Source organism: Microvirga sesbaniae (assembly GCF_025460805.1).
Classification (GTDB): domain Bacteria; phylum Pseudomonadota; class Alphaproteobacteria; order Rhizobiales; family Beijerinckiaceae; genus Microvirga; species Microvirga sesbaniae.
This window is the reverse complement of sequence record NZ_JAMXFJ010000031.1, coordinates 1-24,655: the sequence shown is the minus strand read 5'-3', so window position 1 is coordinate 24,655 and position 24,655 is coordinate 1. Positions and strand designations below refer to the sequence as shown.

Below are 24,655 nucleotides of genomic sequence, written 5' to 3'. Positions count from 1 at the left end.
AAAGCGCGGCGCTCTACGGAAGTGGGATCACCGGGACGAGCCCGGTGATGACAGTGGGAGTTACGATTCCCGCTAGTTTTGCTCTAGCGCGCCGGGAATTTCGGTTTAGAACACGTCCGAACAATCCTGGCAGGTGAGCATGGTGGATCGAGCGGCCCTTGGAGCCTATGCCGGTTACGTCCTCGAGGACGCGACCATCCCGGAACTGCCGAACCACTACCGCGGCAAGGTGCGCGACAATTACGACCTGCCCGACGGGCGGCGCATCATCGTCGCGTCGGACCGCATCAGCGCCTTCGACCGCAACCTCGCGGCGATTCCGCTGAAAGGGCAGGTGCTGACGCAGACGGCCCGGTTCTGGTTCGAGGCGACGGCGGACCTCTGCCCCAACCACGTGATCGAATATCCCGACCCGAACGTGCTGGTCGGCCGCAGGCTCACCATCCTGCCGGTGGAGATCGTGGTGCGCGACTATCTCGCCGGGACCACCGGCACGTCGATCCTGTCCCTCTACAGGAAGGGCGAGCGCGCGATGTACGGCATCCGCCTGCCGGACGGCATGCGCGACAACGAGAAGCTGCCCGAGACCATCATCACGCCGACGAGCAAGGCCTTTCATGGTGGGCACGACGAACCGCTCACCCCGGCCGAGATCGTCGGCCAGGGGCTCCTGAACGAGGAGCAATGGCGCATGGTGTCCGACTACGCCCTCGCGCTCTTCGCCAGGGGCAGGGAGATGGCGCGCCAGCGCGGGCTGATCCTCGTCGACACCAAATACGAGTTCGGCATCGACGAGACCGGCACGATCATGATCGCCGACGAGATCCACACGCCGGATTCGAGCCGCTACTGGTTCCTGGACAGCTACCAAAGCCGCTTCGAGGCCGGCGAGCGGCCCGAGAGCTTCGACAAGGACTTCATCCGCACCTGGGTGGCGGCCCGCTGCGATCCGTACAAGGACGAGATCCCGGAGATCCCGCAGGACGTGGTGCTCGAGACCGCCCGCGTCTACATCGACGCCTTCGAGCGCATCACCGGCCAGGCCTTCGCCCTGCCGGACCCGGCCGTTCCGGTGCTGGAGCGGGTGAGGGAGAACCTGAAGGGCTTCTTCTGAGGCCGGTTGACGATCCGGCGCGGCGCCCGTATCCTGCGCCCCATGATCACCGGTCGCACCAGCTTCGTGAACTATTTTACGCCGTCCCCATAGGGCGGCTCCGTTCGGTTGCGACCAGACGTTCGATGCCGCCGCTCTCCGGCGGCATCTTCATGTGGTGATCAGGTCTCCGGGCAGCGGCTTCCGCCAATCCCAGGAGACGACACGATGACGACCCCCAAATCCGAATTCCTGAAGACGCTCGCCGAGCGCGGCTTCATCCACCAATGCACCGATGTGGAGGCCCTCGACGCGCGCCTCGCCGCCGGGCCCGTGGCCGCGTACATCGGTTTCGACGCCACCGCGGACAGCCTGCACGTGGGCAGCCTCGTGCAGATCATGGCCCTGCGCTGGCTGCAGACATGCGGCCACAGGCCGGTCGTGCTCATCGGCGGCGGCACCACGCGGATCGGCGATCCGAGCTTCCGCGACGGGAGCAGGCCCCTGCTCGACGACCGGCAGATCGCCCGCAACGCCGCCGGCCTGAAGCAGGTCTTCTCCCGCTACCTCGCCTTCGGCGACGGGCCGACCGACGCCGTGATGGTGGACAACGCCGCCTGGCTCGATCCCCTGCGCTACCTGCCGTTCCTGCGCGAGTTCGGCGCCCATTTCACCATCAACCGGATGCTGAGCTTCGACAGCGTGCGCCTGCGGCTCGAGCGCGAGCAGCCGCTCACCCTGCTCGAGTTCAACTACATGGTGCTCCAGGCCTTCGACTTCCTCGAGCTGTCGCGCCATCATGCCTGCGCATTGCAGATGGGCGGCTCGGACCAGTGGGGCAACATCGTCAACGGCATCGAGCTCGCCCGGCGGATCGACCAGCGCCAGCTCTTCGGGCTGACGACGCCGCTGCTCACCACCACGGCCGGGGCCAAGATGGGCAAGACCGCGACGGGCGCCGTCTGGCTCAACGCCGATAAGCTCGGCCCCTACGCGTTCTGGCAGTTCTGGCGCAACACGGAGGACGACGACGTCGCCCGCTTCCTGCGCCTCTTCACGGAGCTGCCCCTCGACGAGGTGCATCGTCTGGGGCGGCTGAAGGGCTCCGAGATCAACGAGGCGAAGCGGATCCTGGCCAACGAGGCGACCCGTCTCGCGCACGGGGACGCCGCCGCGCGGGACGCGGCCGAGACGGCGCGCCGCGCCTTCGAGGAGGGCGAGACCGCATCCGGGCTGCCGAGCATCGGCCTCTCCCGGTCCGCGCTCGAGGCCGGCGTCACGGTCGCGCAGCTTCTCGTGCTGGCCGGGTTGTCCGGCTCCAGGAGCGAGGCGCGCCGCCTAGTCGGCAACAGCGGCGCGCGGCTCAACGGCGTGGTCGTGCAGGACGCCGACGCCCCCGTCGCTCCGGCGGATCTCGCCGGCGGATCCCTGAAGCTCACGGCGGGCAGGAAGCGGCATGTGCGGGTCGAGGTGAGCGGGTGAGAGGCGGGGGATCGGCACCCTCCGCCCTTCCTACCACCCACCCACGTCATGGCCGGCCTTGTGCCGGCCATCCCGATGCGGTGAGGCGCGGCGCCTCGAACAATCGAGATCACCGGGACAAGCCCGGTGATGACGTGAGAGGGTGGTGTGACCCGGTGATGACGCCCTCCACACGTCATGGCCGGGCTTGTCCCGGCCATCCCGATGCGGTGAGGCGCGGCGCCGTCACGCACCGAGCGAAACGGCCGGGAGGCTTTCGACGGCCGGCCTGGCGAAGAGGAAGCCCTGGAACAGGCCGATGCCCGCATCCCGCAGGGTGGCGAGTTCCGCGTCCGTTTCGATGCCCTCGGCGATCACCGTGATGTCGAGGGCGCGGGCCATCACCAGGATGCCCGCGACGATCGCCTGCCGGGCGGTCGAGTCCGTGATCCCGCGGATGATCTCCATGTCGATCTTGATGAGGTCGGTCTGGAAGTTGGCGAGGAGGTTCAGGCCCGCATGTCCGGCGCCGAAATCGTCGATGGCCGTGATGAATCCGAGACGTTTGTACTCCGCGATGATCCGGGCCACGTGCTTCGTGTCCGCCATCCGCTCGTTCTCGGTGAACTCGAACATGATCCGCCGGGTGTCGAAGCCCACGCGGCGGGCCGATTCCAGAGACGTTCGGATGCAGGCCGCGGGTTCGTAGACCGCGTTCGGCATGAAGTTGATGGACAGCCGCGTTTCCTCGGTCCGCGGGAAGAGGCGGCCCGCCAGCTCGATGGCCTTGACCCGGCAGGCCTGATCGAATTTGTACTGCAGGTGCTCATCGACCTGGCTCAGGATCTGCCCGGCGGATTGCCCCTGCGTTCCCCTGACCAGCGCCTCGTAGCCCCAGATGACGCCGCGGTCGAGATCCACGATCGGGTGGAACGCCATGGTGAAGTCGAACGGAAGCGGTTCGCTGTTCCGGCAGCCCTGGCATCCGACCTTCGTATCCACTGACAGTTCCGTTCCGACCATTTCAGAATTCCACACCGGACTATGGGAGAAAGATCTTGCGATTGCGCTAACGCATCGGACGTGAAAAGTGGACTTGCACTTTTGGGATCCATCCGATGCGTTCTTCTTGAATGAGAGCATCGGTCGGTGCTCGGGGGATGCTGCGGCACGGATCGCCGGCATCGCGCGGCGATCCGCGCGGCCTGCCGTCCCGTGTCAGGCCGCGCCGTCCGAGGAGAGCTCCCGGTCGGCCCTGTGCCGGGCCCAGGGCCAGCGGCCCTCGATTTCGACCTCGAGGGAGAAGCTGAGGAAGGTCCGGATCAGCACGATGCCGCCGAGGATGAGAAGGCTCTGAAGGGTCGGCTCGATCGCCACCGTGTTGATGATGTCGGCCGCGACGAGAAATTCGAGGCCGAGCAGGATCGCCCGGCCCACATTCGACCGGTAAAGGGCGAAGGCCTCCGATCCCGGGCGCCCGCGCAGGACCTGCCAGAGGGCCGCGAGGCTCGCGCCGAGAATGCCCAGGACGATGATGGCGATCCCGCCGACCTCGATGGCGCGGGTGGTCAGTCTCAGCGCGGCGAAAAACCATTCGTCCATGAACGATCCCTGGAACGATCCTCGAGCCTCATGGACATGGATTCATAGGACAGTCCGGCGAGGCCTCCAGGGGGGAGGGCGTCATCACCGGCCCTGACCATCTTCTCCACGTCATCACCGGGCTTGTCCCGGTGATCCCGCTTGTTCGAGGCGCGGCGCTTTTCCGCATCGGGATGGCCGGCACAAGGCCGGCCATGACGTGGGGAGGGTGTTGTCACCGGCCCGAGACCTCAATAGGCGGAGGAGACCCGCGTATCGTCCTCCACGTCGAACAGGCGCTGGCCCTGCAGCACGACCACGGGCGAGCCGACCGGCACCCGGCTGTAGAGGTCGATGATGTCCTGGTTGAACAGGCGGATGCAGCCGCTCGACACGGACTGGCCGATCGACCACGGCTCGGTGGTGCCGTGGAGCCGGTACATGGTATCGACGCCGTTGTTGTAGAGGTAGAGCGCGCGTGCGCCGAGAGGGTTGCTCAGGCCGCCCTCCATGCCGCCGGCCCAGCGGGCATTGCGCTCGGGCTCGCGGCGGATCATGGCGGCGGTGGGAGTCCAGCGCGGCCACGTGGCCTTGCGGCCGATCCGGGCGCGGCCGCTCCAGGCCAGGCCTTCCTTGCCGACGCCGATGCCGTAGCGGATGGCCCGGCCGCCCTCGCGGACGAGATAGAGATGGCGCGCCTCGGTGTCGACCACGATGGTGCCGGGTTCCTCGCGGCCGTAATAGGCCACTTCGCGGCGCAGGAAGCGCGGGTCGACTTCGGAGATGTCGGTGGCCGGCAGCGGGTGCGGCTCGTCCGGGCGGGGTCCGTACATGGCCGCGTAAGCGGGATCGATACGGCGCACGGCTTGCTGCGGAGGCGCTTGCGTGGTGACGCAGGCCGCCAGGGCCATCGGAAGGAGAACCGCGGCGAAGCGGAACGCGTTTTTCATCGGTGACGGGCGCGAAGCCAAGGCAGCAAACATCAGTGGGGTGACCTGCAGTTTCTGTTTTTGGGATTCGTCTGCCGACATTCGGGAGCGGCAGCATGACTCATGATGAGACATAGCCTGGCCGGTGACGACAAGGTGGATCTCACATGGCGCAAATGTGGCAAAGGTCCAGTGTTGTTTGCAAGACACAGTCTTTTGAACGCGCCGATTGCTCTCCGTCGCAAGGGGTTAACTCTTTCGTGAGGGCCGTTAAGGTTCTTGTCCCCATTCAGCCAGCGAGCGAGCGTCGATCATGCACCGAACTCCCATTCAGATGCTCACGGTCTGCGGCATCGCGGAACTGCCGGACCAGCGCGAACGCTCCGTGACCCATGTCCTGTCCATTCTCGACCCGGATCATCCCGACCCGGAGGCCTTCGAGGCCTACGATCCGCATCACAGGACGATCCTGCGCTTCCACGACATCATCCTGCCCATCCCGGGCATGATCCTGCCTGCGCGAACGGACGTGGAGGCGATTCTCCGCTTCGGGGACGAGGTGGGCGAGGGGCGGGCCGGCCACGCCGAGGGTCACCTGCTGGTCCATTGCCACATGGGCGTCTCGCGCTCGACCGCCGCGATGCTGACCCTCATGGCCCAGGCCGACCCGGACGAAAGCGAGGACGCGTTGTTCGAGCGCCTGGTGGAGATCCGGCCCCAGGCCTGGCCGAATTCCCTCATGGTCGGTTTCGCCGACGGGCTTCTGTCGCGCGACGGGCGGCTCACCGAGGCCCTGCGGCGGCACTACGGACGCCAGATCCGGCGGCGGCCGGACTACGTGCAGCTGATGCAGGATCTCGGCCGCGGCCGCGAGGTCGAGATGGCCGCCTGAGGGGACGGGATGACGCACCGACCGTCGTCATGCGGGTGATCCGCCGGATCGGGATGGCCATCTCTCCCACCCTCTCACGTCATCACCGGGCTTGTCCCGGTGATCCCGCTTGTTTGAGGCACGGCGCTTCTCCGGATCGGGATGGCCGGGACAGGCCCGGCCATGACGTGGGGAGGGTGTTCGCACCGCCTCACACCACCCCCGACGTCGTCACCGGGACAAGCCCGGTGATGACGTGGCGGGTGGGGGAGGCCGGTTCACCGCCCGGGCCCTTTCCCCAAGGCGCCGAACTTCGCGTCCGGCTTCCCCGGGAGCGGCGCGGCCCCGTCGTTCGCCAGCTCCTCGATGATCGGGCAATGCGGGCGCGCGTCCCCGTGGCAGTGGGCGGCGAGATGCTTCAGGGTCGAGGCCATCTCCTGCAGCTCCCGGATCTTGCGCTCGAGCACGCCCACATGGTCGAGCGCGATGGCCTTCACGTCCTTGCTCGCCCGGTCGCGGTCCTGCCAGAGGGACACGAGGTCGGCGATCTGCTCGACCGAGAAGCCGAGATCGCGCGAGCGCCGGATGAAGCGCAGGGTGTGCACGTCATGGTCGGAATAGACCCGGTAGCCGGATTCCGTGCGCGCCGTCTTCGGGATCAGCCCGATGGATTCGTAATAGCGGATCATCTTGGCCGAAACGCCGGACGCCGCGGCGACCTGCCCGATATTCATGCGACGCCTTCCACGGCTCGAGAGGGGGGAACGGCCCGCCCCGACGCGGCCGGCGCCCTGAAGCCGCGCAGGCGCAGGGCGTTGCCGAGAACGAAGACGCTGGACAGCGCCATGGCGCCGGCCGCGATGACCGGCGACAGCAGGGTGCCGTCGACCGGATAGAGCACGCCGGCCGCCACCGGGATCAGCAGGACGTTGTAGGCGAAGGCCCAGAACAGGTTCTGCCGGATGTTGCGGATCGTCGCCTTCGACAGCGCGATGGCGTTGACCACGCCGCGGACGTCGCCCGACATGAGCACCACGTCGGCGCTCTCGATGGCGATGTCCGTGCCGGTCCCGATGGCGATGCCGATATCGGCCTCCGCGAGGGCGGGCGCATCGTTGATGCCGTCGCCCACGAAGGCGATCCGCCCGTGCTGACGGCGCAGGCGCTTCACCGCCTCGACCTTGCCGTCGGGCAGCACTTCGGCCTCCACCTCGTCGATCCCGATCCGAGACGCGATGGCTTCGGCGGTCCTGCGGTTGTCGCCGGTGATCATGGCGACCTTGAGCCCGAGCGCGTGGAGCGCCGCGACCGCTTCGCGGCTCGAGGGCTTGATCGGGTCCGCGACCGCCGCGATGGCCGCGAGCCGGCCGTCGATGGCGGCATAGAGCGGGCTCTTGCCCTCCGCGCCCAGGCGCGCCGCGATGGCCCCGAAGGCGGCGACGCTCAGCCCGAGCCTCGTCATGAAGCGGTCCGCGCCCACGGCCACGCTCCGCCCGTCGACCGACGCCGAGACGCCGAAGCCCGGTTCGGCCCCAAAACCCTCCGGGGGCGGCAGGGCGAGCCCCCGCCGCGCGGCGGCCGCCACGATGGCCTGCGCGACCGGGTGCTCGGAGCGGCTCTCCACGGCGGCGACCAGCCGCAGCGCCTCGGCGTCGGAGACCCCGGGCGCGCACACGAAGTCGGTCAGCTCGGGGCGCCCTTCGGTCAGGGTGCCGGTCTTGTCGAGGGCCACGACCCCGACCTCCTTGAGGCTCTGGAGGGCCTCGCCCTGGCGGAACAGCACGCCGAGCTCCGCCGCCCGTCCCGTGCCGACCATGATGGAGGTGGGCGTGGCCAACCCCATGGCGCACGGGCAGGCGATGATCAGCACGGCCACCGCATTCACCAGCGCGTAGGTGAGCGCCGGTTCGGGGCCGACGAGGAGCCAGACCAGGAAGGTCAGGGCGGCGGCCGCCATGACGGCGGGAACGAACCAGGCGGTCACCCGGTCGACGAGGGCCTGGATCGGCAGCTTCGACCCTTGAGCCTGCTCGACCATCCGGATGATCTGGGCCAGGACCGTGTCGGCGCCGATCCGGGTGGCCCGGAAGGCGAAGCTGCCGGTCCGGTTGATGGTGCCGCCCACCACTTCGCTCCCAGGCGTCTTCTCGACGGGAACGGGCTCGCCCGTGATCATGGATTCGTCCACGAAGGACGATCCTTCCACCACCTCGCCATCGACCGGGATCCTCTCGCCGGGGCGGACCTGGACGAGAGCGCCGCTCACGACCCGGTCGAGAGGAACGTCCAGCGCCTCGACGTCCCGGACCACCCGGGCCGTCTTCGCCTGGAGGCCCATGAGGCGCTTGATCGCCTCCGAGGTGCGGCCCTTGGCCTTGGCTTCGAGGAAGCGGCCCAGCAGGATCAGGGTCACGATGACGGCGGCCGCCTCGAAATAGACGTTCTCCATGGGGGCCGGCAGGAACCCGGGCAGGAATGTCGCCACCACCGAATAGGCATAGGCGGCGCTCGTGCCGAGGGCGACGAGCGAGTTCATGTCCGGGGCCCCCCGCAGGAGGGCCGGGACGCCCTTTCGAAAGAAGCGCAGTCCGGGACCGAACAGGACCAGGGTGGTCAGGGCGAATTGCAGGGACCAGCTGTTGCGGTGCCCGAGCGTTCCCATGACCCAGTCATGGACGGCCGGGGTGAGGTGGGACCCCATCTCGAGCGCGAAGACCGGCAGGGTAAGGGCCGCGGCGACCAGCAGGGAGCGCCGGAGGCCGGCGATCTCCGCCTCCCGGGCCTCCCGCTCGCGGTCGGCCCGCCCGCCGTCCGGCCGGATTGCCGTGGCCCCGTAGCCGGCCTCCGCGACGGCGCCGATCAGCCGTCCCTCGATCTCCGGCGCGCCGATATGGCGGATCGTCGCCCGCTCGGTCGCCAGGTTGACGGAGGCGTCCGTGACCCCCGGGACGCGCCTGAGCGCCTTCTCGACCCGGTTGACGCAGGACGCGCAGGTCATGCCCTGGATGGAAATGTCGATGCTGTCGATCGGGGCGGTCTTGCCGGCGGCCATGGCGGGTCTCCTGGTCCTCATATGGGACGAGGGTGTAATCCTTCCAATCATGGTAAGGTCAAGAGGTCGAGAGACGTTCCAAGAAGATCCGGACCCGGCGCGTGCCGCGGCCCGGCCATCCGCAGGCCAGCCATCCGCCGGCCGACCCTGGGAACCAGGGTCGAGCTTGTGTCATTGATCCGACACGTTTGCCGCTTAGGCGGCAGGTGAAGTCCTGCTTGTGCCGAATGACCCGGTGCATTGACCTGTCACGAACGATTGAGCCGGTGCCGACCTTTGAAGCATAGCGACAAACAGGGGCGAACCCTTCGGATCCTCACCTACAACGTCCATCGCTGGCTCGGCACGGACAGGCAGATCTCCCCACAGCGGATCGCGGAGGTCATCGCGTCCTGCGATCCGGACATCGTGGCCTTGCAGGAGGTTCGCGTCGGCCGGGTGCGGTCCGGGGAGATCGATCAGGCGGCCGCCGTGGCCTCCCGCCTCGGGATGGACCTGCATTTTCAGCCGACGATCCGCATCCTGGGCGAGCAATACGGCATCGCGGTGCTGACCCGTCATGCCTCGAGGATCGTCAAGGCGGGGCGTCTGCCCACGCAATCGACCCGACCGTCCTTCGAGAAGCGCAGCGCCCTCTGGGTCGCCGTCGAGGTGGACGGCCAGGCCTTTCATGTGGTCAATGCCCATCTGTCGCTGCGGTCCGGGGAGCGGCGGACGCAGGCGGCCGCCCTGATCGGGGCGGATTGGATCGGCCACCCGGATTGCGGCGACCCGGCCGTGCTGCTGGGCGACTTCAATGCGCCCCCATACTCGCGGTCCTATCGGCTGATCGCCAACCGGATGCGCGACGCCCAGCTGTCCAACTCCTTCGGGGAGCCGCAGCCGACCTTCCACACCCGGGCGCCGGTCCTGCGCCTCGACCATGTCTTCGTGACGAAATCGATCGAGGTGATCGATGCCGGACCGGTCCGCAACCCGCTGACCCGGGTCGCATCGGACCATTTCCCGCTCCTGGCCGAACTGCGCGTGCGCAAGCGCCAGGGAGCGTCCGCCGCGAGCCAGGCCCGTGAGGGCGAGCTTCTCTGACGGTTCAAGACTCTCGCCCAAAACTCTTGGCCAAAGCTCTTGCCCAAAACTCTTGCCCAAAGCTCTTGCCACGACACTTCAGGGCGGCTAGGCACCCGGTGCCATGCTTCCCGTTTCCGTTTTCATCATTGCCAAGAACGAGGCCGACCGGATCGGAGCCACGATCCGTGCGGTCCGCGGGCTGACGGACGATATCGTCGTGGTCGATTCCGGCTCGACGGATGGAACCCAGGCGGTGGCGCAGGACCTCGGCGCCCGGGTGATCTTCAACCCCTGGCCGGGCTATGGCCTCCAGAAGCGCTTCGCGGAGGACCAGTGCCGGTACGAGTGGCTGTTGAACCTGGACGCGGACGAGGAGGTCTCGCCGGAGCTGCTCGCCGAGCTGCGGGCGCTGTTCGCCCAGGGGGAGCCGGCCCGCCAAGCCTATGGAATCCGCATCGCCGAGACCTATCCGGGCGAGAGCGCTCCCCATCCGCTGGCGTACCGGATCGCCCCGGTCCGGCTCTATCGGCGGGATGCCGGGCGGTATTCGACCTCCCTCGTCCATGATCGGGTCGACCTGAAGCCCGGCACCAGGGTCGGCAAGCTGAAGGGCCTCGTGCATCACCGGTCCGTGCGCTCCCTGGGGGACCAGCTCGCCAAGCTCAACAGCTACGCCGATCAGCAGGCGGTCGATCTCGAGGTGAGGGGGGTGTCGATCCCCACCTGGCGGGTCTATTTCGAGTTTCCGGCCGCGTTCCTGAAGGCCTATTTCGGGCGGCTGCACTTCCTGCGCGGCACCTACGGGTTCCTGATCTCCATGAACTACGCCACGTGGCGCCACCTGCGCCTGGCGAAGCACTACGAGCGCAAGCGCCTGGGCGCGCTCGCGAAGTCGGGCGCGCGGGCCGAGCGGGCCTGAGCGGGACCAGGGGTCAGAGGGCGGCCACGACCTGGATCTCGAGCGTGTAGTCCGGGTTGGCCAGCCGTGCTTCCACGCACGCGCGGGCCGGAGCCTGACCGGGGACGATCCAGGCATCCCAGACGGCGTTCATCGCGTCATAGTCGGCCATGTCGGCCAGCCAGATCGTGGCCTGCAGGAGCCTGGCCTTGTCGCTGCCGATCTCCGCGAGCGATTGCTCGATCTGCCCGAGGACGTCCCGCGTCTGCTCGGAGACCGAAAGCCCCAGGGTGGTCTCGGGCACATAGCCCGAAAAACGGGCCGTTCCCTCGTGGATCACGAGGTCGCTGTAGCGTGCGGCAACGCCGATCCGGCGGATCTCTGTCACGGTTCTGCTCTCCCTTGGCTGGCGCACCGTCGAGGGCGAAAAACCGGGTCCTACCACAAGCGGGGAACGGGCGACAGCCGCGACCGTCGGGTCACCTCCGCCGGTCATGGCCGGGCTCGTCCCGGCCATCCCGATCCGGTGAAGCGCGGCGCCTCTCGCATCGGGATCACCGGCACAAGGCCGGTGATGACGTGAGAGGGTGGGACGAGCCCGGTGATGACACCCTCCCGCGTCACGGCACCCTCCGCCCTTCCCGCTACCCACCCACGTCATGGCCGGCCCTGTGCCGGCCATCCCGATACTGTGGGGCGCGGCGCTTTACAGAAGCGGGATCACCGGGACAAGCCCGGTGATGACGTGGAGGGTGGTGTGAGCGGGTGATGACGGGGAGGGGGTGTGAGCGGGTGATGACACCCTCAACGTCATGGCCGTCGTCACGTGCTCCGCCGCTCGATCAGCACATGGCCCGTATCGATGATCCGCGAGGTCCCTTCCGGGCGGTCGCCCTGGATGCTGCCGAGGATCAGCCGGGCGACCTCCCGTCCGATCAGATCGCCCGAGGGGCGGATGGTGGTGAGGGAGGGGATGCACGAGGCGCTGAAGTCGAGATCGCCGAAGCCGACGACCGCAATGGCGTCCGGAACGGCGATTCCCCGGCGCTGGCATTCGAACAGGGCCCCGAGGGCGATCAGATCGTTCGAGCAGGCGATGCCGTCCAGGTTCGGGATCCGCTCGAGGGCACGGGTCAGAAGAAGGGCGCCGGCCTCGACCGTTGCCGCTCCGGGATGATTGATGATCTCGTGCGAGAGCCCGTCCCCCAGGCGGGCCGTCTCGGCAAAGCCGCTCGCGCGCGTCTCGGCGCGATGGTCCTCCTGCATGCGCGCGCCCAGGAAGGCGAGGGCCCGGCGGCCCTTCGACAGGAGATGTCGCGCCGCGGATGCGCCCACCTGCGGGTGCGAGAAGCCGACCGCCATGTCGATGGGTGTCCCGCCGAGCTCCCACATCTCGACCACGGGAACGCCGCTCGCCCGCAGGAGCTTGCGGGTCCCGGCGCTGTGGGCCAGCCCGGTCAGGACCACGGCGGCCGGCGCCCAGGAGAGCGCCGTCCGGACCAGGGCCTCCTCCTGATCCTCGCCGTATTCGCTGTGGCCGAGGAGCACCTGAAGGCCCTCGGCGGCCAGTTCCGACTGGAGGGTCGAGACGGTCTCGGCGAAGAAGGCGTTGCGAATGGAAGGAACGATGATGCTGACGACCTTGGAGGAGGCGGCGGCCAGTCCGCCGGCCACCAGATTGGGAACGTAGCCCAGAGCCGAGATGGCGCGGGCGATCTCCTGCCCGGCCGCGGGCGAGACGGCGGCCGGTTTGCGGAGGTAGAGCGAGACCGTGGACGGGGACACCTGGGCGAGCTTGGCCACGTCCATCATCGTGACACGCTGCATCTTGCGCCGTTTCCGGGTGCTCCGGGTCTGCAGGCGGCTGCTGTCGGCGTCCATCCTCTTCCCTTTTTCGTAGCGCTTCGATGGATGAAGCTCATCCGAATATAGGGCAGAACGGCGCGACAGCAAACAGAAAAGCTGCTTTGCGCTTGATTTTTCTGGATATTTTCAGACAGGATGACGTGCCGGCGAGGGCTTTCGTATCCCGCAAGGCGCCTCAAGACGCCTCTTGCATGCCGATCATCGTAGCGCTATGATGCATTCATAATCCAAATCGACCTGAGATCATCACAGGGGCGCAGGCGGGCCGGCTCGGAGCGCGGCGCAAAGCAACAGGGAGGGAGCATGTCGTCCGTCAGCTTCCGGAAGCTTGAGAAGAGTTACGGGGCCCTTCGGATCGTGAAGGGCATCGACCTGGAGATCGCCGACCGTGAATTCGTCGTGCTGGTCGGCCCGTCCGGCTGCGGCAAGTCGACCACCTTGCGCATGCTCGCCGGTCTCGAGAGCATCAGCGACGGCGAGATCCGCATCGGCGACAGGGTGGTGAACAGGCTGCCGCCCCGCGAGCGCGACATCGCCATGGTGTTCCAGGACTACGCGCTCTACCCGCACAAGACCGTCTACGAGAACATGGCCTTCAGCCTGAAGGTCCGCGGCGTCCCGGCGGCCGAGATCAAGCCCCGCATCGCTCAGGCGGCCGAGATGCTGGGCATCTCCCAGCTCCTCGACCGCAAGCCGAGCCAGCTCTCGGGCGGGCAGCGCCAGCGCGTCGCCATGGGGCGGGCCATCGTGCGCCGGCCCCAGGTCTTCCTCTTCGACGAGCCGCTCTCGAACCTCGACGCCAAGCTGCGCGGGCAGGTGCGCACCGAGATCAAGCGCCTGCATCAGGCCATCGGCACCACGATCATCTACGTGACCCACGACCAGGTCGAGGCGATGACCCTCGCGGACCGCATCGTGATCCTCAAGGGCGGCGAGATCGAGCAGGTCGGCACGCCCGACGAGGTCTACAACACCCCGGCGAGCGTCTTCGTCGGCGGGTTCATCGGATCCCCGGCGATGAACTTCGCCAAGGGCAGGATCCAGGGTGGGGCCGTGGCGTTCGATGGCGGTTCCAGCATTCCGCTCCAGAGCCGCTCGGCCGGACCGGCGGGCGCGCTCGAGGGGCGCGACGTCATCGTGGGCATCCGTCCCGAGCATTTCCTGCCGCCCGGCGAGGGCCAGCCCCTGACGGGCAGGGTGCAGGTGGTGGAGCCCCTGGGCTCCGATACCTTGATCCATTTCGCCCTCGGTCCGTCGACGCTGACCGCGCGCGTGGCGCCTGAGATGCGGCCGATCCCGGGGGACACTCTCTCCATCGGTGTCGATCCCACCCGGATCCACCTGTTCGATGCGGCGACGGAACGGGCCCTCGTCTGAGGGACCCCTTCAACGAAAGGGGCCGGCAAGGCACCGGCTCCGACAAGAACCCCAAGGAGGAAACGATGATGTCGAAGAAGACCATGAAGCTGCTTCTGGCCGGCGCGGCCCTGACGCTGACGGCGTCCGCCGCCATGGCCCAGACCAATCTGCGCGTGTTCGTGTCCAGCCAGCATCGTCCGGATGTCTGGCGCAAGGCCTTCGACATGTACGAGGCCAAGAATCCGAACGTGAAGGTGACCATCGAGACCGGCGGCAACACCTCCGAGGCGCAGGCGCAGTATCTCAACACGGTCATGACCGCGAAGGATTCGTCCCTCGACGTCATGATCCTCGACGTGATCCGCCCGGCGCAGTACGCGGCTGCCGGCTGGACCGTGCCGTTCAACGACGTTCTCGGCGCCGACGCCGATTCTTACATGAAGCGCTACTTGCCGGCCTATGCCGAAGCGAACACCGTCGACGGCAAGGTCGTGGCGCTGCCGGCCTTCGCCGATGCCATGTTCCTCTACTACCGCAAGGATCTTCTCGAGAAGCACGGGATCCAGCCGCCGCAGACCTGGGACGAGCTCGCGGTCGCGGCCAAGAAGGTGACCGAGTCCGAGAAGGATCCGAACCTCCAGGGGCTTTCCTTCCAGGGCAAGGCGATCGAGGGCGCGGTCTGCACCTTCCTGCTGCCGTACTGGAGCATGGGCAGGCAGCTGGTCTCCAACGGCAAGCTCTCCTTCGACAAGGAAGCGGCCGTGAAGTCCCTGAAGCTGTGGAAGGACTTCGTCGACCAGGGCGTCGCCAAGAAGAACATCGCGGAGGTCGCCACCGACGATACCCGCAAGGAGTTCCAGGCCGGCAACGTGCTGTTCGCCGTCAACTGGTCGTATGCCTGGGGACAGTTCCAGGGCGCCGAGTCCGCCGTGAAGGACAAGGTCGGCGTCGTGAAGCTTCCCGCCGTGCAGGGCGGCCAGCCGGCCTCCTGCCTGGGCGGCTGGGAATGGGGCGTGTCCGCCTATTCCAACAACAAGACCGAGGCGCAGAAATTCGTCCAGTATCTGTCGAGCCCCGAAACGTCCGAGTTCATGGCGATCAACGCCGCCCTGCTTCCGCAATTCCCCGATGTCTATACGGACGCGGACGTGACCAAGGCGGTTCCGTGGTTCGCCAACGCCCGTCCGGTGGTCGAGACCGCGAAGGCCCGGCCGGTGACGCCCCGCTACAACGAGGTGAGCGACATCATCCGGACCACGGTCAACGCCGTTCTGGCCGGACAGTCGACGCCCGAGGACGGCGCCACGCAGATGGAAGGCCGCTTGCGCCGCGTTCTGCGCTAGAGCATCGGGCCCAAAAGTGGGTCCACTTTTGGGATCGAATCCGATGCTCCACTCTAGGCTGGCGCATCGTTGACTCCGAAAAACCGGCTCCACTTTTTCGCACGATGCGCTGACCCGCATCCCCACCGCCGGATGGATGCCCTCGGGCATCCATCCCCAACCTCGCACCCGGGCAGGATCATGACGATGGCAACGGCGAGCGAAACGACCCTGGTTACGCCGCGCAATGAGAGCGGCACGAAATGGTGGACGCGCTTCCTCGATCCGAGCGAGCGCACCCTCGCCCTGCTGCTGCTGCTTCCGGCGGCGCTGCTGCTGGCGCTCATCATCGTCTACCCGGTCTGCCGCCTGGTCTGGACCAGCTTCCAGAACCTGTCGCTGACATCGGGCGCGCCGGCGGCCTTCGCCGGGCTCGAGAACTACGCGCTCATGCTGGACGATCCCGTGTTTTGGGAGACGACCTGGAACACGGTGCTCATCACCCTGATCACGGTCCCGGGCGCCTTGCTCGTCGGCCTCGCTCTCGCCCTGATGGCGAACCTGCCGTTCAAGCGGAAATGGCCAGTCCGGCTCTCGCTCCTGATCCCATGGGCGCTGCCGCTCTCGTTCGCCGGCCTCATCTTCGCGTGGTTCTTCCATTCGGAATACGGCGTCGTGAACGACGTGCTCGGCCGCCTCGGATTCGAGGGCGTGATCTGGTTCAACTCCGCCCGTTGGGCCTTCGCGGCGATCTGCCTGACGATCATCTGGAAGACGTCGTCCTTCATGGCGCTCATCATCCTGGCGGGCCTCCAGACCATTCCGCGCTCCCTCTACGAGGCGGCGGAGGTGGACGGGGCAGGGCGCCTGAGGCAGTTCTTCGAGATCACCCTGCCGCTGCTCAAGGCCTCCATCGTGGTGGCGCTGATCTTCCGCACCATCACGGCGCTGCAGACGTTCGACATCCCCTTCACCATGACGCGGGGCGGTCCCGGAACCTCCACGGCGACCCTTGCCATGTACATCCACCAGAACACGGTCGACTTCCTCGATCTCGGCTACGGCTCCGCGCTCGCGGTGGTCATGTTCGCGCTCTCCATGGGCGTGACGGCCGTCTACCTGCGCATGATCCGGGCCAAGGGGTGACAGCCATGAGCCATGATACGCCTGCCAACCGCTCGCTCTTTTCCGGCAAGCCGCTGCGCATCCTGATCGGGTTCGTCCTGGTGATGAACGGGATGTTTCCGGCCCTGTGGATCCTGTTCACGTCGCTCAAGACCGAGACCGAGCTGACCCTCAAGCCGATCACGTGGCTGCCTCATGCCCCGACGATCGCCAATTACCTGCGCGCCTTCACGGATCAGCCGCTGCTCCTGTTCCTCTTCAACAGCTTCATGGTGGCGCTTCTCTCGACGGCCCTGACGCTCTTCGTGTCGGTGCTCGCCGCCTACGCCCTGGCCCGGCTTCACATCCGCGGCCGGGACCTGATCCTCTCGGCCATCATCGCGGTCTCGACCTTCCCGCTGGTGACGCTGCTGGTCCCGCTGTTCGAGATCATGCGGGCGCTCAACCTCCTCAACACCTGGATCGCCCTGATCCTGCCCTACACGGTGCTGAGCCTGCCGGTCTGCACGCTGATCCTGGTTTCGTTCTTCGAAGGCATCCCGCGCGATCTCGAGAACTCGGCCATGATCGACGGCTGCACGCGCCTGGGCGCCCTGTTCAAGGTCGTGGTGCCGCTCGCCGCGCCGGGCGTGTTCACGGCGGGCATCCTGGCCTTCGTGAATTCCTGGGACGAGTTCCTGCTCGCGCTCTCCTTCAACTCCAACCCGATGCTGCGCACGCTTCCGGTCGGCATCACCCTCTATCAGGGCGAGTTCGCGTTCCCCTGGCCGGTGATTTCGGCCGCGCTCGTGGTGGGCATCGTGCCGGTGGCGGTCCTGATCGTGATCTTCCAGGAGCGTGTCGTGTCCGGGCTGACCTCCGGCGGCATCAAGGGATAAAGGATGATGGCCATGACACGCCGACCCATCGGGGAGCTGCGGAGCCAGCGCTGGTTCGCCTCCGACGACATGCGCGGCTTCGCGCACCGCCAGCGCACCCAGCAGATGGGCCTGCGCCGGGAGGAATTCCTCGGCAAGCCCGTGGTAGCCATCGTCAACACCTGGAGCGACCTGAGCCCCTGCCATTCGCATCTGCGCGACCGGGCGGAGGCCGTGAAGCGCGGCGTCTGGCAGGCGGGCGGCTATCCGGTCGAGCTGCCGGCCCTTTCCGTCGGCGAGGTCATGGTGAAGCCCACCACCATGCTCTATCGCAACTTCCTGGCCATGGAGGTGGAGGAGCTCCTGCGCTCGCACCCGATCGACGGGGCCGTGCTGCTGGGCGGCTGCGACAAGTCCACGCCCGGGCTCCTCATGGGGGCGATCAGCATGGACATCCCGGTGATCTACTGCCCGGCCGGTCCAATGTCGAACGGGCAGTGGCGCGGCCAGAAGACCGGAGCCGGGACCCACACCAAGAAGTACTGGGACGAGCTGCGGGCCGGCAACATCACGCAAGGAGACTGGGTCGACCTCGAAAGCCGCATGACCCGTTCCATCGGCACCTGCAACACCATGGGAACGGCCTCCACCATGACGTCCATCGTGGACGCCATGGGCCTGACGCTCCCCGGGGCCTCCTCGATCCCGGCCGCCGACAGCGGTCATCCGCGCATGGCCTCCCTGTGCGGCGAGCGCATCGTCGAGATGATCTGGCAGGATTGGAAGCCCTCCCGCTTCCTCGATGCGAGGGGCTTCCGCAACGGTCTCGTCACCTACATGGCCCTCGGCGGCTCGACCAACGCCGCCGTGCACCTGATCGCCATGGCGCGCCGCGCCGGCGTCGATCTGACCCTCGACGACATGGCCGACATGGCCGCAAAGGTGCCGGTCTGCGCCAATCTCTTCCCGTCCGGCGAGTACCTGATGGAGGACTTCTATTTCGCCGGCGGCCTGCTCGCGCTGCTCAAGAAGCTCGAGGGGCACCTCGACCGGGACGCCATGACGGTGAACGGCAGGACGCTCGGCGAGAACATCGCCGGAGCCGAGTGCTGGAACGACGATGTCATCCGCGGGGAAGACGATCCGATCGTGCCGCTCTCGCGCGGCAAGACGCTGGCGCTGCTGCGGGGCAACCTCGCCCCGAACGGCGCCGTCATGAAATCCTCCGCGGCGAACCCGAAATTCCTCAAGCATGTCGGGCCGGCCCTCGTGTTCGACAGCCCGGCCGAGATGAACCGGATGATCGACGATCCCGATCTCGACATCACGGAGGACACGGTTCTCGTGCTGCGCAACGCCGGCCCGGTCGGAGCGCCGGGCATGCCGGAATGGGGCAACCTGCCGATCCCGAAGAAGCTCCTCAAGCAGGGCGTGCGCGACATGGTGCGCATCTGCGACGGGCGGATGAGCGGCACCCATTACGGCACCTGCATCCTGCACGTGGCCCCGGAGGCGGCCGTGGGCGGCCCCCTGGGGCTTCTCCGGACCGGCGATCTCGTGGCGCTCGACGTGGAGGCCGGGCGCCTCGACATGAAGGTCGAGGAGGCGGAGCTGGAGCGCCGCCGCGCCGCGTGGAAGCCCACCGCGCATGTCTATGGCCGCTCGTTCGCGGCGCTCTATCAGCGCCATGTCTCGCAGGCCGACCAGGGCTGCGACTTCGATTTCCTCAGCGCGCCCGGCCCGGTGGCCGAGCCGTCCATCTTCTAGGGGCACGTCATGATCGACATCGAGAACCGCTTCAAGGGCTGGCTCAAGGGCGAGGGGCCGCGCCCGCCGCTCGGCACCTGGCTCATGGCGGCCGCGCCCGCCACCGCCGAGGCGATGGGCTACAGCGGCTTCGACTTCCTGGTCGTCGACATGGAGCACGTGCCGATCGAAGTGGCCGACCTGGCCCATATCCTGCGCGCCATCGGCTGCACGCCGGCCGATGCGGTCGTGCGCCTGGCCTGGAACGACCAGGTGCTCGTCAAGCGCGTCCTCGACGCCGGCGCCCAGACGATCATGGTGCCGTTCGTCCAGACCGCCGAGGAGGCCCGGCAGGCGGTCTCGTTCGCCAAGTATCCGCCGGAAGGAATTCGCGGCGTGGCGGCGGTTCATCGCGGTTCACGGTTCGGCCGCGCGGCGGATTATCTCAAGCGCGCCAACGACCAGGTGGCCGTGATCGTCCAGCTCGAGACCCCCGAGGCGATCGAGCGGCTGCCCGAGATCGCGGCCGTTCCCGGCATCGACGCATTGTTCGTCGGGCCGGGCGATCTCGCGGCCGCCATGGGGCATATCGGCAATATCGCGCATCCGGACGTCCAGGCGCTGATCGAGAAGGCGGCCAGGATGGCCCGTGAGGCGGGCAAGCCGGTCGGCATCGTGGGCCCCAACCCGGACATGGTGCGCCGCTTCATCGCCTATGGCTACGGCTACGTGGCGGTGGCGTCCGACATCGCCATGATGACGAGCCGCGCCTCGGAATGGCTCGGCGCCCTTCGCGATCAGCCGGTGGCGTCGAACGCTCCGGCCGCGGCCTATTGAGGTTGCGTGCGATGCCGCTGACCGTCGCTCTCGATGTTCGCGCGCAACTGGGCGAGTGCCCGGTCTGGGACGTCGACGGGCAGGCGCTGTTTTTCGTCGACATCACGGGCAGGGCGCTTCATCGGTTCCACCCCGCGTCCGGCGCGCACGCCGTCATGACGATGCCGGAGGAGATCGGCTGCATCGGGTTGCGGAAGGGCGGCGGCTTCATCGCGGGCTTCCGCTCCGGCCTCTGGCTTCTGGATCCCGAGGGGCGCCGCGAGACGAGGCTGGCGGACAATCCGGAGGACCAGCGCGCCAGCCGCTTCAACGATGGCCGCGTCGATCCGGCCGGGCGCTTCCTGGCCGGGACCATCGACGAGCCGAAGGACGGCGGCAGGGCGCATCTCTACCGCTACGACCGGCGAGGGCTCGCGGAGCTCGCCGGCGGCCTCCTCACGTCGAACGGCGTCGCCTTCTCACCGGACGGGCGCACGCTCTACCATTCCGACACGCCGACCTTCACGATCTGGCGCTATGCCTATGATCCCGCGACCGGCGAGGCCACGGACAAGACCCTGTTCGCGCGCCTCCAGCCGTCCGAGACGGACCGCGGACGGCCCGATGGCGCCGCGGTGGATGCGCAAGGCTGCTACTGGACCGCTCTCTTCGAGGGTGGACGCATCCGGCGCTATGCGCCCGACGGGCGATTGCTGGCGGAGCATCCCGTCCCGGCCCGGTGCCCCACGATGGTCTGCTTCGGCGGCGCCGGCTTGAGGACGCTCTACGTGACCTCCGCGCGCCATGGTCGATCCGAGGCCGAGCTCGAGGCCTTTCCGCAATCGGGAAGCCTGTTCTCCATGCCGGTCGACGTGCCGGGACTGCCTGAAAACCGTTTCGATCCTTCCGTTTGAGGCCGCGCCACCATGGCATTCGACTACACAACCGTCCAATATCGCTCCCTTCAGGACCGCTCGGTCGTCATCACGGGCGGGGCGTCCGGGATCGGCGAGGAGATGGTGAAGGCTTTCGCCGCCCAGGGCGCGCGGGTGTCGTTCATCGATATCGCCGAGGAGCCGGGACGCGCCCTGGCGAGCGCGACGGGCGCCAGCTTCCATGCCTGCGACGTCACCGACATTCCGGCGCTCCGCGAGGTGCTCGCCCGGATCGAGAACGAACGCGGCGGCGTCGACGTTCTCGTGAACAATGCGGGCAAGGACGACCGGCACGACATGGCCGAGGTGGAGCCGGAATACTGGCGGCGAGCCCTCGCCCTGAACCTCGACCATCAGTTCTTCGCCACCCAGGCGGTGGCGAAAGGCATGGCGGCGCGGGGCGCGGGCTCCATCGTGATGCTCGGCTCGATCTCGTGGATGCGCGGACGTCCCGGCATGGTCGGCTACACGACCGCGAAGGCGGCGATCAACGGCATGACCCGCACGCTGGCCCGCGAGCTGGGTCCGTCGAATATCCGCGTCAACTGCATCGTGCCGGGGGCGATCCTGACGGAGCGCCAGAAGCAGCTCTGGCTGACGCCCGACCTGAACCAGCAGTTCCTCGACCTGCAGGCGTTGAAGTTCCGGCTCGACGCCAGCCACGTGGCCAGGATGGCCCTGTTCCTCGGCTCCGACGAGAGCGGCGGCTGCACGGGCGCGAACTTCGTCGTCGATGCCGGCCTGACCCAGAACTGAAGAGCATCCCATGCAGATCCACACGACCGCCGACGGCTTCGACCTCATTCTCGACGGAAGGCCGATCCTGCGCCACCGCGGCGACGCGCCATGCCTGTTCGTCGGGCAGGGCGACGCGCGCATGGACATGTACCGCGGCAACTTCGACATCGAGGATTACGTGATCGAGCGGACGCCGCTCGCCCATGCGGTCGTGTCCGGGGCCGCCATCGCGTTCTCGGCGGCTCCCGGGCAGCCGGTCCGGGTGACCCTCGAGCTGTCAGGAGACGACCGGACCGGCGCCATCGCGTTCCGCGCCGAGGATGCCGCCCTCAACCGGATCTGGCTGCGCGTTCAGGCCGAGCCGGGCGAGCACGTCTGGGGTGGCGGGGAGCAGATGTCGTATTTCGACATGCGCGGGCGCCGCTTTCCTCTCTGGACCTCGGAGCCCGGCGTCGGGCGCGACAAGACGACCGAGATCACCTTCAAGGCGGACGTGACCGGCCGATCGGGCGGCGACTACTGGAACACCAATTATCCGCAGCCGACCTTCCTCTCGTCCCGGCGTTACGCGCTGCACGTGGAGACGACGGCCTATTCGGCCTTCGATTTCCGCCGCGGCGACTTCCACGAGATCGAGATCTGGGCCGTTCCCGAACGGATCGAGCTCACGGCGCGTCCGACGTTCGCCGCTCTCGTCGAGGCCATGGCCGAGCGCTTCGGGCGCCAGCCGCCGCTGCCCGAATGGGTCTATGGCGGGGCGATCATCGGGCTCAAGGATGGGGCGAACTCGTTCGAGCGGCTGGACACCATCATGGCGGCCGGCACGAAGGTGTCCGGGCTCTGGTGCGAGGATTGGGTGGGGCTCCGCCACACGTCGTTCGGCGCCCGCCTGTTCTGGGACTGGAAGGCCGACGACGATCGCTACCCGGGCCTGCGCCAGCGCATCGCCGAGCTGGAGGATCGGGGCGTCCGATTCCTCGGATACGTGAATCCCTATCTCGCCGTCGACGGGTCGCTCTTCCCCGAAGCGGATGCGGCGGGCTACTTCGCCAAGGACGCGAGCGGACGGACCGCGCTGGTCGATTTCGGCGAGTTCGATTGCGGCGTCGTCGATTTCACCAACCCGGAGGCGGCCGCCTGGTTCGCCGAGCGGGTGATCGGGCAGAACATGCTCGATTTCGGCCTGTCGGGCTGGATGGCCGATTTCGGCGAGTATCTGCCGATCGACGTGACGCTCGCCAACGGGGTCGACGCGACGCTGATGCACAACGCCTGGCCGACGCTCTGGGCCGAGGTGAACGCGCGCGCGGTGGCGAGCCGCGGCAGGACCGGCGAGGCCCTGTTCTTCATGCGCGCCGGCTTCACCGGGGTGCAGAAGCATTGCCCGCTGCTGTGGGGCGGAGACCAGTCGGTCGACTTCACCCGCCACGACGGGCTCGTGACGGTGATGTCGGGCGCGCTGTCGTCGGGCCTGCTCGGCAACGCCTATCACCATTCCGACATCGGCGGCTATACGAGCCTCTTCGGCAATGTGCGCACGGCGGAACTCGTCATGCGCTGGGCCGAGATGGCGGCGTTCACGCCCGTGATGCGCACCCATGAGGGCAACCGCCCGCGCGACAACCTGCAGATCGACCAGGATCCGGACGTCCTCGCGCATTTCGCCCGGATGACCAGGGTCTACGTGCACCTCGTGCCCTATCTCAGATCCCTGGTGGCCGAAGCCTCGACCCGGGGACTGCCGGCGCAGCGTCCGCTGTTCCTCCATTTCGAGGACGATGCCCGCACCTACGCGATCCAGGACGCCTATCTCTACGGACCCGACCTGCTCGTCGCGCCCGTCTGGCGGGCCGGGAAGACGGAATGGAGCACCTATCTTCCGGAGGGCGCCGCGTGGGTCCATGCATGGTCCGGCAAAACCTTCATGGGCGGGCAGGAGGCCAATGTGGCGGCGCCCTTCGGCGAGCCGCCCGTGTTCTCCCGGGCCGGCTCGGCGTTCTCGGGGTTGTTCGCGGGCTTGAGGGATCTCTGAGCCATGTCGGTTGCGGAGCTCATCGGCTTTCTCGTGCTGACGGGCGCCGCCGCCTACGCGCAGACCCTGACGGGCTTCGCCTTCGGGCTCATCACCATGGGCGGGGTGGGCCTGACGGGGCTGCTGTCGCTGCCCGACGCCGCCATGATCGTGAGCGTGCTGACGCTCGTGAACGCCACGCAGATGCTGCTGAAAGGGTGGCGCGATGTGGCATGGCGGAAATTCGGCCTCGTCATGGCGGCCAGCATTCCCCTGCTCTTCGTCGGGTACTGGCTGCTGGAATGGCTCGCCGGAACGCAGGCGGATGTCCTGCGCCTGATCCTGGGGCTCGTGATCATCGTGTCCAGCCTGCAGCTGGCGCGAAAGCCCGAGCCGCTGGCGAAGCCGTCCCGTGACGGCTCGTTCGCCTTCTTCGGCGGCATCGCCGGATTGATGGGCGGGATGTTCTCGACGGCCGGCCCGCCGCTCGTCTATCATTTCTACAGCCAGCCCATGCCGCTCGCCACGGTGCGGGAAACGCTCGTCACGGTCTTCGCGCTCAATGCCGTGTTCCGGATCGGCCTCGTGGTGCTGTCGGGCAATCTGCCGTCCGGCTCCACGCTCACGGGGCTTCTCGCCATTCCGGGCGTCATGGGGGCGACCTACGCGGCGCGCCGCTGGCCGCCGCCCGTCTCTCCGGGCACGATGCGGCGTATCGTGTTCATTCTGCTTTTCCTCTCAGGCGTGTCGCTCGGAGCGCCTGCCGTCACTCATCTTCTGGGAGCCTCGAAATGACCGCTCATGCGAAACCTGTCGACCGTCGCGTTGTTGATCTGAAGGACCCGTCGCTGCTGGTGAGCCGGGCCTATGTGGCGGGCGAGTGGGTGGACGCTCCGGACGGCCGGACCATTCCCGTGACCGACCCCT

General features: G+C 67.7%; 22 protein-coding genes. 15 read left to right on the top strand and 7 right to left on the bottom strand.

The annotated features are described in order from the left end of the window. The first annotated feature begins 139 nt into the window (after positions 1–139). Entirely contained in the window at positions 140–1,114 is a 975-nt protein-coding gene (locus OCW50_RS26195; RefSeq protein ID WP_262299597.1) for a phosphoribosylaminoimidazolesuccinocarboxamide synthase, read from the top strand. 207 nt (positions 1,115–1,321) lie between these two features. Next, on the top strand, positions 1,322–2,575 hold the full coding sequence (gene tyrS / locus OCW50_RS26190) for a tyrosine--tRNA ligase (RefSeq protein WP_262299596.1): 1,254 nt from the start codon (positions 1,322–1,324) through the stop codon (positions 2,573–2,575). 225 nt (positions 2,576–2,800) lie between these two features. Here the strand turns inward: tyrS and OCW50_RS26185 are convergent, their stop codons facing one another. The 3 genes from OCW50_RS26185 to OCW50_RS26175 all read right to left on the bottom strand — a co-directional run bounded on the left by OCW50_RS26185 (position 2,801) and on the right by OCW50_RS26175 (position 5,085). After that, entirely contained in the window at positions 2,801–3,493 is a 693-nt protein-coding gene (locus tag OCW50_RS26185; RefSeq protein ID WP_262299610.1) for an EAL domain-containing protein, read from the bottom strand. A 279-nt stretch (positions 3,494–3,772) separates the two neighbouring features. Continuing rightward, positions 3,773–4,156 (bottom strand): DUF1622 domain-containing protein, encoded by a 384-nt coding sequence (locus OCW50_RS26180; RefSeq protein WP_262268569.1) that lies wholly within the window; start codon positions 4,154–4,156, stop codon positions 3,773–3,775. A gap of 230 nt (positions 4,157–4,386) precedes the next feature. Continuing rightward, a complete protein-coding gene (locus tag OCW50_RS26175) occupies positions 4,387–5,085 on the bottom strand; it encodes a L,D-transpeptidase (protein ID WP_262268568.1) in 699 nt (232 codons plus the stop codon). A 292-nt stretch (positions 5,086–5,377) separates the two neighbouring features. Between OCW50_RS26175 and OCW50_RS26170 the strand changes: the two genes are divergently transcribed. Further along, positions 5,378–5,956, top strand: coding sequence for a tyrosine phosphatase family protein (locus tag OCW50_RS26170; RefSeq protein ID WP_262299595.1), 579 nt, complete (start codon positions 5,378–5,380; stop codon positions 5,954–5,956). A 257-nt stretch (positions 5,957–6,213) separates the two neighbouring features. Here OCW50_RS26170 and cueR read toward each other — a convergent pair whose 3' ends face one another. Both cueR and OCW50_RS26160 read right to left on the bottom strand, forming a co-directional pair. Next, positions 6,214–6,669, bottom strand: coding sequence for a Cu(I)-responsive transcriptional regulator (gene cueR / locus OCW50_RS26165; protein WP_262299594.1), 456 nt, complete (start codon positions 6,667–6,669; stop codon positions 6,214–6,216). After that, positions 6,666–8,987 carry a heavy metal translocating P-type ATPase gene (locus OCW50_RS26160; protein ID WP_262299593.1) on the bottom strand — a complete coding sequence of 774 codons (2,322 nt, stop codon included), beginning with the start codon at positions 8,985–8,987 and terminating at the stop codon, positions 6,666–6,668. The genes cueR and OCW50_RS26160 overlap by 4 nt, the downstream gene beginning before the upstream one ends. Positions 8,988–9,263: 276 nt before the next feature. Here OCW50_RS26160 and OCW50_RS26155 point away from each other — a divergent pair, with 276 nt between their 5' ends. Together OCW50_RS26155 and OCW50_RS26150 are read left to right on the top strand one after the other, a co-directional pair. After that, entirely contained in the window at positions 9,264–10,073 is an 810-nt protein-coding gene (locus OCW50_RS26155; protein ID WP_262299592.1) for an endonuclease/exonuclease/phosphatase family protein, read from the top strand. A 103-nt stretch (positions 10,074–10,176) separates the two neighbouring features. Next, on the top strand, positions 10,177–10,974 hold the full coding sequence (locus OCW50_RS26150; RefSeq protein WP_262299591.1) for a glycosyltransferase family 2 protein: 798 nt from the start codon (positions 10,177–10,179) through the stop codon (positions 10,972–10,974). Between the two features lie 13 nt (positions 10,975–10,987). Here OCW50_RS26150 and OCW50_RS26145 read toward each other — a convergent pair whose 3' ends face one another. Beyond that, a complete protein-coding gene (locus OCW50_RS26145; RefSeq protein WP_262299590.1) occupies positions 10,988–11,341 on the bottom strand; it encodes a RidA family protein in 354 nt (117 codons plus the stop codon). Positions 11,342–11,775: 434 nt separating this feature from the next. Next, complete coding sequence (locus OCW50_RS26140) at positions 11,776–12,834, bottom strand: LacI family DNA-binding transcriptional regulator (protein WP_262299589.1); 1,059 nt, start codon at positions 12,832–12,834, stop codon at positions 11,776–11,778. Positions 12,835–13,122: 288 nt separating this feature from the next. On the opposite strand from OCW50_RS26140, the gene OCW50_RS26135 reads away from it, so the two are divergent. The 10 genes from OCW50_RS26135 to OCW50_RS26090 all read left to right on the top strand — a co-directional run bounded on the left by OCW50_RS26135 (position 13,123) and on the right by OCW50_RS26090 (position 24,523). Beyond that, the gene (locus OCW50_RS26135; RefSeq protein WP_262299588.1) at positions 13,123–14,196 is read left to right on the top strand and encodes an ABC transporter ATP-binding protein; all 1,074 of its coding nucleotides are present in this window, start codon (positions 13,123–13,125) and stop codon (positions 14,194–14,196) included. A 68-nt stretch (positions 14,197–14,264) separates the two neighbouring features. Then, on the top strand, positions 14,265–15,521 hold the full coding sequence (locus tag OCW50_RS26130; protein ID WP_262299609.1) for an ABC transporter substrate-binding protein: 1,257 nt from the start codon (positions 14,265–14,267) through the stop codon (positions 15,519–15,521). 186 nt (positions 15,522–15,707) lie between these two features. Then, the gene (locus OCW50_RS26125) at positions 15,708–16,646 is read left to right on the top strand and encodes a carbohydrate ABC transporter permease (protein ID WP_262268559.1); all 939 of its coding nucleotides are present in this window, start codon (positions 15,708–15,710) and stop codon (positions 16,644–16,646) included. A 5-nt stretch (positions 16,647–16,651) separates the two neighbouring features. Further along, the gene (locus OCW50_RS26120) at positions 16,652–17,503 is read left to right on the top strand and encodes a carbohydrate ABC transporter permease (protein ID WP_262268558.1); all 852 of its coding nucleotides are present in this window, start codon (positions 16,652–16,654) and stop codon (positions 17,501–17,503) included. A 6-nt stretch (positions 17,504–17,509) separates the two neighbouring features. After that, positions 17,510–19,249 carry an L-arabinonate dehydratase gene (gene araD / locus OCW50_RS26115; RefSeq protein WP_262299587.1) on the top strand — a complete coding sequence of 580 codons (1,740 nt, stop codon included), beginning with the start codon at positions 17,510–17,512 and terminating at the stop codon, positions 19,247–19,249. 9 nt (positions 19,250–19,258) lie between these two features. After that, entirely contained in the window at positions 19,259–20,065 is an 807-nt protein-coding gene (locus tag OCW50_RS26110) for an HpcH/HpaI aldolase family protein (protein ID WP_262268556.1), read from the top strand. An 11-nt stretch (positions 20,066–20,076) separates the two neighbouring features. Then, on the top strand, positions 20,077–20,958 hold the full coding sequence (locus OCW50_RS26105; protein WP_262299586.1) for an SMP-30/gluconolactonase/LRE family protein: 882 nt from the start codon (positions 20,077–20,079) through the stop codon (positions 20,956–20,958). A 12-nt stretch (positions 20,959–20,970) separates the two neighbouring features. Next, the gene (locus OCW50_RS26100; RefSeq protein WP_262299585.1) at positions 20,971–21,735 is read left to right on the top strand and encodes an SDR family NAD(P)-dependent oxidoreductase; all 765 of its coding nucleotides are present in this window, start codon (positions 20,971–20,973) and stop codon (positions 21,733–21,735) included. A gap of 10 nt (positions 21,736–21,745) precedes the next feature. Further along, positions 21,746–23,749 carry an alpha-glucosidase gene (locus OCW50_RS26095; RefSeq protein ID WP_262299584.1) on the top strand — a complete coding sequence of 668 codons (2,004 nt, stop codon included), beginning with the start codon at positions 21,746–21,748 and terminating at the stop codon, positions 23,747–23,749. Positions 23,750–23,752: 3 nt separating this feature from the next. Further along, positions 23,753–24,523 carry a sulfite exporter TauE/SafE family protein gene (locus OCW50_RS26090; RefSeq protein WP_262299583.1) on the top strand — a complete coding sequence of 257 codons (771 nt, stop codon included), beginning with the start codon at positions 23,753–23,755 and terminating at the stop codon, positions 24,521–24,523. Positions 24,524–24,655: the final 132 nt, after the last annotated feature.

Excerpts from the sequence above, each read along its gene's own strand:
- OCW50_RS26195 (WP_262299597.1), top strand. The coding sequence starts at position 140 with ATGGTGGATCGAGCGGCCCTTGGAGCCTATGCCGGTTACGTCCTCGAG.
- tyrS (WP_262299596.1), top strand. The coding sequence starts at position 1,322 with ATGACGACCCCCAAATCCGAATTCCTGAAGACGCTCGCCGAGCGCGGC.
- OCW50_RS26185 (WP_262299610.1), bottom strand. The coding sequence starts at position 3,493 with ATGGCGTTCCACCCGATCGTGGATCTCGACCGCGGCGTCATCTGGGGC.
- OCW50_RS26180 (WP_262268569.1), bottom strand. The coding sequence starts at position 4,156 with ATGGACGAATGGTTTTTCGCCGCGCTGAGACTGACCACCCGCGCCATC.
- OCW50_RS26175 (WP_262268568.1), bottom strand. The coding sequence starts at position 5,085 with ATGAAAAACGCGTTCCGCTTCGCCGCGGTTCTCCTTCCGATGGCCCTG.
- OCW50_RS26170 (WP_262299595.1), top strand. The coding sequence starts at position 5,378 with ATGCACCGAACTCCCATTCAGATGCTCACGGTCTGCGGCATCGCGGAA.
- cueR (WP_262299594.1), bottom strand. The coding sequence starts at position 6,669 with ATGAATATCGGGCAGGTCGCCGCGGCGTCCGGCGTTTCGGCCAAGATG.
- OCW50_RS26160 (WP_262299593.1), bottom strand. The coding sequence starts at position 8,987 with ATGGCCGCCGGCAAGACCGCCCCGATCGACAGCATCGACATTTCCATC.
- OCW50_RS26150 (WP_262299591.1), top strand. The coding sequence starts at position 10,177 with ATGCTTCCCGTTTCCGTTTTCATCATTGCCAAGAACGAGGCCGACCGG.
- OCW50_RS26140 (WP_262299589.1), bottom strand. The coding sequence starts at position 12,834 with ATGGACGCCGACAGCAGCCGCCTGCAGACCCGGAGCACCCGGAAACGG.
- OCW50_RS26135 (WP_262299588.1), top strand. The coding sequence starts at position 13,123 with ATGTCGTCCGTCAGCTTCCGGAAGCTTGAGAAGAGTTACGGGGCCCTT.
- OCW50_RS26130 (WP_262299609.1), top strand. The coding sequence starts at position 14,265 with ATGTCGAAGAAGACCATGAAGCTGCTTCTGGCCGGCGCGGCCCTGACG.
- OCW50_RS26125 (WP_262268559.1), top strand. The coding sequence starts at position 15,708 with ATGGCAACGGCGAGCGAAACGACCCTGGTTACGCCGCGCAATGAGAGC.
- OCW50_RS26120 (WP_262268558.1), top strand. The coding sequence starts at position 16,652 with ATGAGCCATGATACGCCTGCCAACCGCTCGCTCTTTTCCGGCAAGCCG.
- araD (WP_262299587.1), top strand. The coding sequence starts at position 17,510 with ATGGCCATGACACGCCGACCCATCGGGGAGCTGCGGAGCCAGCGCTGG.
- OCW50_RS26110 (WP_262268556.1), top strand. The coding sequence starts at position 19,259 with ATGATCGACATCGAGAACCGCTTCAAGGGCTGGCTCAAGGGCGAGGGG.
- OCW50_RS26105 (WP_262299586.1), top strand. The coding sequence starts at position 20,077 with ATGCCGCTGACCGTCGCTCTCGATGTTCGCGCGCAACTGGGCGAGTGC.
- OCW50_RS26100 (WP_262299585.1), top strand. The coding sequence starts at position 20,971 with ATGGCATTCGACTACACAACCGTCCAATATCGCTCCCTTCAGGACCGC.
- OCW50_RS26095 (WP_262299584.1), top strand. The coding sequence starts at position 21,746 with ATGCAGATCCACACGACCGCCGACGGCTTCGACCTCATTCTCGACGGA.
- OCW50_RS26090 (WP_262299583.1), top strand. The coding sequence starts at position 23,753 with ATGTCGGTTGCGGAGCTCATCGGCTTTCTCGTGCTGACGGGCGCCGCC.